1 protein-coding gene is annotated in these 2,213 nt (G+C 63.1%); it reads right to left on the reverse strand.

Going from position 1 to position 2,213, the window contains the following annotated elements:
• A partial coding sequence (locus AOA60_RS18220) for a type VI secretion system Vgr family protein (RefSeq protein WP_099585636.1) occupies positions 1–2,213 on the reverse strand: 2,213 nt, incomplete at both ends.

Consider the following 2,213-nt stretch of genomic DNA (forward strand, 5'->3'; position numbering starts at 1 on the left):
GTCCCAGACTCGATGCTGCTTTGATCAAGGGTGATGTAACTGCCCCCTGCGTTGAGGGTGATTTTCTTTTTCGCCGTGATATGGATCTCGTCCTCGGTACTGGTGATCTCCAAGCCGTGACGCGCGAGTAACTCTAGCTTGTCGTTTTGTGCCTGGATCTTTACCGCCCCTTGATTGGCGATCAGCTTGATCCCCAGCTTGCGCACAAACAGGCTCATCCCTTGACCCACGCCGATAAACAACCGCTTGACCACGCTGATATCTGCCTCGGCCCCGGCGTTGATCATCAGGTTGTGTTGAGCCGCCAACTGCAAGTGCTGGCCGCTGGTCATGGCTACGCCAGCAGGCGCGCTGAACATCAGCACGGACGACTTGAGTTGATCCAGGTCTTGCTTGAGCAACTTCAACTGGGCCTCTACATCGGCAGGGTCTGCCTGGGCTGCCTGGGCGTCTGCCGACAACCCGTCCAACTGTTCTCCCGCCCGCTGTAGCCGGCCCAGTGCTGCGCTCATTTCAAGCATCTGGCCCTGCGCTTTGGGCTGTGCGTCCGCACTGATGAAGATCCCGCTGCCTGCACGGATGGCGGCATGGCCATCCGTACGCAATTCGGCGCCCTGGCCTCGGGGTTTGCGCTGACCATCCACCAAATGCCCAAGATTCAACTGGCTCTTGCCACTGTGCTCAGTACTCAGCTTGACGTGCTCCTGCCCCCGCGTGTCGTCCATGCGCAGTTTGTTATTGGTTGGGGTGCGCAGGACGTTGCGTTTGTAGTTGCGCAAGGTCACGTGGTCGACGTGCTGGCTGTCGTGCAAGGCGTGGGCGATGTAGGGGCGGTCGGGGTCGCCTTGTTCGAAGGCCACCGCCACTTCGGTGCCGGCGATCAGCGGCAGGTGCAGGCCGTGGGTGTCTCCCGCGTAGGGCCGGGCCAGGCGCAGCCAGAGGCTTTCCTGACCGAGTGTCCAGGTGTCGCGGTCAAACAGGAAGTTCACTCGGTAGCGCCCCTCCAGGTCGATATGGGCGTAGGCATCGTTGGCCTGGTTGCTGGTTACGCGCGCGGGGATAGTGCCGGCGATCAGGGGTTTGTTCTTGAGTTCTGGGCGAAAGCACACGCTTTGCGAATAAGGGATGGCCTCGAAGGTGGCGATGAAGCTGCTGTCACGGGCGGCGACGGTGGCCAGGCCGGTGATGACTGCCCCAGGTTTGAAGGCCTGTGGGGCGCCGTCGGTGACGTTGAGCACCTGGCCTGGGGCCAGGGTGGCGCTGCTGGTGATGCCGGCGAGGTGGGTCTGATCGTTGAGGTAGCGCTCGTGGCGCAGGCGTGCGTAGAAGTGGCCGCTTTCGCTGAGCAGGTCTTCGTCCTGATCCAGCCGGTCGCCGAGCGCTGTGTAGGGTTCGGCGTAGTGGTAGGCCTCGCCGTAGGTGGTTTTGGCGCCGCGAGTCTGGTCAATCTCGCCGCTCAGGTGCGCGTGGGCTTCGCGGTGGTGGTAGGCGCGAACATGCACCTGTTGCTCGACCACCTGGTGGTTCGATTGCAGGTTCCACACGCCGTCCTGGGCAGTGCTGCCGAGGCCCGACTGCGGGCGGTATGGGAGCTCGACGTTGAACTGGTACAAGCGTTGGTCGTCGCAGAACTCGACCACATCGATGCCCAGGCGCTCGTCGCTGCTGAAGCGGTACCAGATGCCCACTTCGGCCAGCAGGCGGGTGATGAACGCCAGGTCGCTTTCGCCGTATTGCATGACCTGTTCGCGCTTGGGGTAGTCGCGTTTGAGGCTGAACAGAAAGTCCTGGCCTTCAAAGTCGTGGCGGCTGCGCAGGAGACTGTCGACGATCTGCGGCACCGATTGGTGCTGGTAGATGCGAAACTGCCGACCGCGCGCGAGCAGGGCCAGGCGTGGCTGCAGGGTGATTTCATAGCTGGCCTGGTCGTTGGAGCCGCACTGGCGCCTGAAGCCGGTGACCACGCCGCGCAGGCTACGCAGGGGCTTGATGGGGGGCGGCGTCAGCCCCAGCAAGGGCAGTTTTTGCGCCGGGGCGTGCAGGCTGAAGCGGGCGTGCTGGCCGAGCAGGGTTTCGGCGGCGAGGTCGCGCTCGGTGCTGGTGAATTCGATGTGGTAGGCGAACGGTTCGCTTAGGCGTTCCTGGCTTTTGAAGGCCAGGACGTCGAGGTGGGCGTTGACGTTGCGAACGCTCAGGGTGTGGCGGCTGTGGTC

This window comes from Pseudomonas sp. 2822-17 (assembly GCF_002742485.1).
Classification (GTDB): Bacteria; Pseudomonadota; Gammaproteobacteria; order Pseudomonadales; family Pseudomonadaceae; genus Aquipseudomonas; species Aquipseudomonas cyclaminis.